Consider the following 4,628-nt stretch of genomic DNA (forward strand, 5'->3'; position numbering starts at 1 on the left):
GGGAAACTGACTTTGAGATAAGTACTCTATAGACAACTTCGAGACTAGGAGTTTGATAGGTTGGGAGTGTAAGTGAAGCAATTCATTTAGCGGACCAATACTAATAAGTCGGAATCTTAATCAAGAAAATTACTATGTAGTTTTGATTGTTCAAGAAACAATTAAAGATAAGTTGGCAAGAAAGGCTATGAGGGTACACCTAGTAACATACCGAACCTAGAAGTTAAGCTCATAAACGCTGAAAGTACTTGGGGGGCAGCCCTCTGGGAGGATAGGAACTTGCCAACTCTACCAAATGCTTCTTTAGCTCAGTTGGTAGAGCCCACGACTGTTAATCGTGTTGTCGCTGGTTCGAGTCCAGCAAGAAGCGCCATTTAAAAAATTAGACAACCTTATAGGTTGTTTTTTTTTATTCAAATATAAGTTAGATTACTAGAATTCCATTGACAATAAAGAGTTTTTATGATAAAATACTTAAGTTAATAAACGGATATTCCGCTATATGCAAAAAATTATATGAATATCTTAAGGGAGGATTTATAAATGAAAGAAAGATTAATCGCTCTTGTTGAGCAAAATTATTTAAGAACTGATATTCCTCAATTCAAAGCAGGAGATACAGTAGGAGTTTACTACAAAGTAGTAGAAGGAAACAAAGAAAGAGTACAATTATTCCAAGGTACAGTTATAAGAGTTGCTGGTTCTGGAATTGCTAAATCTTTTACAGTTAGAAAAGTAGTAGATGGTGTAGGAGTAGAAAGAATCATACCTTTAAACTCTCCAATGGTAGACAAAATTGAAGTAGTTAAAGTAGGAAGAGTAAGAAGATCTAAACTTTACTACTTAAGAGGACTTTCTGGTAAAAAAGCTAGAATCAAAGAACTTAGAAAATAGTAATAATAAAAAGAAAGCCAAAGGTTTATTCCTTTGGTTTTTTTAATTATATAAAAAAATTATTAGCTTTATAAGAAGATATAAAAATTAAGTTAATTAAATTTGAAAGAATAGTTAGATTTTTTATGAAAAAAATGACAAATAGAGAGTAGATCTGTATCACATAATTTGAATAAAAAGTCAAGAAATAATTTATTAGAAAATATTTAAAGCTAAAAATAGCATATTGTTTTTTATTTTTGATAATATACAATATATTGTTAATTATTTTTTAAAAACTACATTATCTAGTTTCAAAAAATAAAAAAAGCTATTATTGAAATAGCTTTTAATTTATATATAATGGTGCATCATATCAGATTTGAACTGATGACCGTACGATTAAGAGTCGTATGCTCTACCAACTGAGCTAATGGTGCAATAGTTTCTTAACAAATTAAGTATAGCACTAAGTGATATTTTTGTAAAGATAAAAATATTATTTGATTTATATGCCGGTTGAATAAATATTTTTTCTATGATAAAATGTTTATGTTATATTTTAACAAAATTACAAGAATTTAAATCTTAAATATAAATTACTAGTGTTTATTAAGGAGAAAAAATGAGTAGAGAAAATTTTTTATTTAATATAATTTTTTATATTATTTTAACGACATTTTTTATTTATATTTTTATTAAAGAAAAAAAATTATCAGCTATAATAAAAAAATATATAGAAAATTTTTCTGAAAGAATTTCAGATTTATTAGGGATTGAAGATAAAAAGAAAAGAGAAAATTTAGGAAAAATATTAAATACAATAGAATCTATTGGAACAGCTATTATTTTAGTATTGATAATCCAAAGATTTTATTTAGGAAACTTTATGGTTCCTACTGGATCTATGGAGCCAACAATTATGCCAAAAGATAGACTTTTTGGAAATATGGTTTCGTATAAATTTAGAGCTCCTGAAAGAGAAGAGATAATAGTTTTTAAAGAACCAATTCAAAATAAAGTTTTATTTACTAAAAGAGTGATGGGACTACCAGGGGAAACAGTACAAATAAAAGATAATTATCTGTATATAAACAATAATAAAATAGAAAGTAGAAGATATAGTCCACTAGGTGAACTTGGAAATAATAGATGGATAATTCCTAAAAAAGGGGATAAGGTTACTATAATTTCTGGTGGAAATTATACTGAAGAGTATATGAAGAGAAATATAAACATAGCTAAATTACAATCCGTTCTTTTAGAAAATCCAGGAGAGGTAAAAAAAGTTATTCCTAGTTTAGAATTTTATGTTAATGGTGAAAGAACAGGAATGATATTAGATTTAATTCATAACAAAGAAAATTTATCTGCTTTAATGAATGGAGAAACAGTAGAGACTACTTTAGATGATAACTATTATTTAGCACTTGGAGATAATACTAATGGTAGTTATGATTCAAGAATGTGGGGATTTGTGAAAGAGGATAGAATAAGAGGAAAGGCTTTTGTAAGATTTTGGCCAATCAATAAAATGAAATTATTAAAATAGTTTATTTAAATAAAAAGGAAAAAGTGGTGTAGGATAAGAGAGATGTATAAGATTTGTATTGAGACTAATATGGAGGATATCGCTAAATTAGAAAAAGAAGTTTTTAAATTTAGAGGATACTCTTATAAAGAACTTTGTGAAATGAATGAAAAAAAAGAATTATATAGTTTTTTTTCTGCTAGAAATGAAGAAGGAAAAATATTAGGTTATATTATTCTTTTTGATAATAGCGATTCATTAGAAATAATGAAGATAGGCGTTTTACCAGAAGCAAGACAACAAGGAATTGCTAGTTTACTTATTGATGAAGTAAAAAAAAAGGACAGGGATATTTTTTTAGAAGTAAGGGAAAATAATATGAGTGCCATTAAATTTTATGAAAAAAATTTTTTTTGTAAAATAGGGCAGAGAAAAAATTATTATAGTGATACTGGGGAGAGCGCTATTTTAATGTCTTGGAATGTTAACTAAAGAGGTTTTATGACTAAAGAGAGCATAAAAAAAGAAAAGTATTTAATTTTATTAATATTATTATCACTCTATTTATCATTGGCAGAAACCTTAATACCAAAGCCTGTGCCCTGGCTCAAGGTTGGTTTAGCCAATATAGGTGGAATAATAGCTTTAGAAAAGTTTGGAAAAAAAATGGCTATTGAAGTGGTAGTTTTAAGAATATTAATACAAGGATTAATGTTAGGAACCTTATTTACCCCTGGATTTATTATAAGTTTTATTTCAGGAATGGGTAGTCTTTTAATAATGATAAGCTTATATCATTTTAGGGAAAAATTAACTCTTGTGTCAATAAGTATGGCATCAGCATTAATCCACAATATAATACAGTTGTCAGTAGTATATTTTCTTCTATTTAGAAATATAAATTTAAATTCAAAATATATAATATTTTTTGTTTTTGGATTTTTAATATTAGGATGTGTATCTGGAATGATAACTGGAATAATAGGAGAAAAATTGTCTTTAAGGAGGAACATAAAAAAATGAGAAAATACTTTGGAACAGATGGAATAAGAGGAGAAGCAAATAGAGAATTATCAGCATCACTTGCAATGAAATTAGGTTATGCTTTAGGATATTATTTAAAAAAGAATAATCCAGAAAAGAAAAAGATAAAAGTTGTAATGGGATCAGATACAAGAATATCAGGTTATATGTTAAGATCAGCTCTTACAGCAGGACTTAATTCAATGGGAATAAATATAGACTTTGTTGGAGTTATTCCTACACCTGGTGTTGCATATATAACACAAGCTAAAGAAGCTGAAGCTGGAATTATGATATCAGCATCACACAATCCAGCAAAAGATAATGGAATAAAAATCTTTGGAAAAGATGGTTGTAAATTACCAGATGATGTTGAAGAAGAATTAGAAGGATATATGGATTCTGTTGAAGAGATATTAAAAGATCCGATAGCTGGAGATCAGTTAGGAAAATTTAAGTATGCTCAAGATGATTATTTCCTATATAGAGATCACCTAAAATCAATAGTAAAAGGTGATTTTACAGGAATGAAAATAATATTAGATGCAGCTAATGGTTCTGCATATAGAGCAGCAAAGGATGTATTTTTATCCTTAGGAGCTGAGATAGTAGTAATTAATGATGCTCCAAATGGAAAAAATATAAATGTTAAATGTGGTTCAACGCATCCAGAAATTTTATCTAAAGTAGTAGTTGGTTATGAAGCAGATTTAGGACTTGCTTATGATGGAGATGCTGATAGATTAATCGCTGTTGATAAAAATGGAAATATAGTTGATGGAGACAAAATAATAGCTACTTTAGCAGTTGAAATGAAAAATAAAAATCTTTTAAATGGAAATAGAGTAGTAACAACTGTAATGAGTAATATGGGATTAGAGTCTTATTTAAATGAAAATGGAATAATTTTAGTAAGAGCTAATGTTGGAGATAGATATGTTCTTGAAAAAATGAAATTACAAGGACTAAATCTTGGTGGAGAACAGTCTGGTCATATAATTATGCTAGATTATGGAACTACTGGAGATGGAATTCAAACTTCTTTAAAATTAGTTGAAACATTAAGAGATTCTGGAAAATCTTTAAATGAGATAGTAGAAAAAATAAAAGACTGGCCTCAAGTTTTAATAAATGTTAGAGCTAAAGATAATAGTGCAAAAAATTCTTGGAGTACTAATAAAAAAATTGAGAATGTTATTTT

General features: G+C 27.6%; 5 protein-coding genes, 2 tRNA genes and 2 rRNA genes. 8 read left to right on the plus strand and 1 reads right to left on the minus strand.

Features of this window, described 5'->3' with window-relative positions; translation table 11 throughout:
* From Q1J48_RS07730 to rplS, 4 genes are all read left to right on the plus strand, one after another.
* Positions 1–124 (plus strand): 23S ribosomal RNA (locus tag Q1J48_RS07730); the annotation flags it as partial.
* Positions 125–171: 47 nt separating this feature from the next.
* Positions 172–288: ribosomal RNA gene (gene rrf / locus Q1J48_RS07735) — 5S ribosomal RNA — on the plus strand.
* Between the two features lie 9 nt (positions 289–297).
* Positions 298–373, plus strand: a tRNA-Asn gene (locus Q1J48_RS07740).
* Between the two features lie 170 nt (positions 374–543).
* Positions 544–894, plus strand: a complete 351-nt coding sequence (gene rplS / locus Q1J48_RS07745) for a 50S ribosomal protein L19 (RefSeq protein WP_300330969.1) — start codon at positions 544–546, stop codon at positions 892–894.
* 343 nt (positions 895–1,237) lie between these two features.
* Here rplS and Q1J48_RS07750 read toward each other — a convergent pair.
* Positions 1,238–1,313 (minus strand) — tRNA-Lys (locus Q1J48_RS07750).
* A gap of 185 nt (positions 1,314–1,498) precedes the next feature.
* Between Q1J48_RS07750 and lepB the strand changes: the two genes are divergently transcribed.
* From lepB to glmM, 4 genes are all read left to right on the plus strand, one after another.
* The gene (lepB, locus tag Q1J48_RS07755) at positions 1,499–2,425 is read left to right on the plus strand and encodes a signal peptidase I (protein WP_300362452.1); all 927 of its coding nucleotides are present in this window, start codon (positions 1,499–1,501) and stop codon (positions 2,423–2,425) included.
* 42 nt (positions 2,426–2,467) lie between these two features.
* Positions 2,468–2,896 carry a ribosomal protein S18-alanine N-acetyltransferase gene (gene rimI, locus Q1J48_RS07760; protein ID WP_300330975.1) on the plus strand — a complete coding sequence of 143 codons (429 nt, stop codon included), beginning with the start codon at positions 2,468–2,470 and terminating at the stop codon, positions 2,894–2,896.
* Positions 2,897–2,905: 9 nt separating this feature from the next.
* Positions 2,906–3,427, plus strand: coding sequence for a Gx transporter family protein (locus Q1J48_RS07765; protein ID WP_300362455.1), 522 nt, complete (start codon positions 2,906–2,908; stop codon positions 3,425–3,427).
* Positions 3,424–4,628 (plus strand): phosphoglucosamine mutase (glmM, locus tag Q1J48_RS07770; RefSeq protein ID WP_300362458.1); only part of this gene is annotated, 1,205 nt, incomplete at its 3' end. The genes Q1J48_RS07765 and glmM, both read left to right, overlap by 4 nt.

This window comes from Fusobacterium sp., assembly GCF_029258315.1.
Classification (GTDB): domain Bacteria; phylum Fusobacteriota; class Fusobacteriia; order Fusobacteriales; family Fusobacteriaceae; genus Fusobacterium_B.

Excerpts from the sequence above, each read along its gene's own strand:
- Q1J48_RS07765 (WP_300362455.1), top strand. The coding sequence starts at position 2,906 with ATGACTAAAGAGAGCATAAAAAAAGAAAAGTATTTAATTTTATTAATA.
- rplS (WP_300330969.1), top strand. The coding sequence starts at position 544 with ATGAAAGAAAGATTAATCGCTCTTGTTGAGCAAAATTATTTAAGAACT.
- lepB (WP_300362452.1), top strand. The coding sequence starts at position 1,499 with ATGAGTAGAGAAAATTTTTTATTTAATATAATTTTTTATATTATTTTA.
- rimI (WP_300330975.1), top strand. The coding sequence starts at position 2,468 with ATGTATAAGATTTGTATTGAGACTAATATGGAGGATATCGCTAAATTA.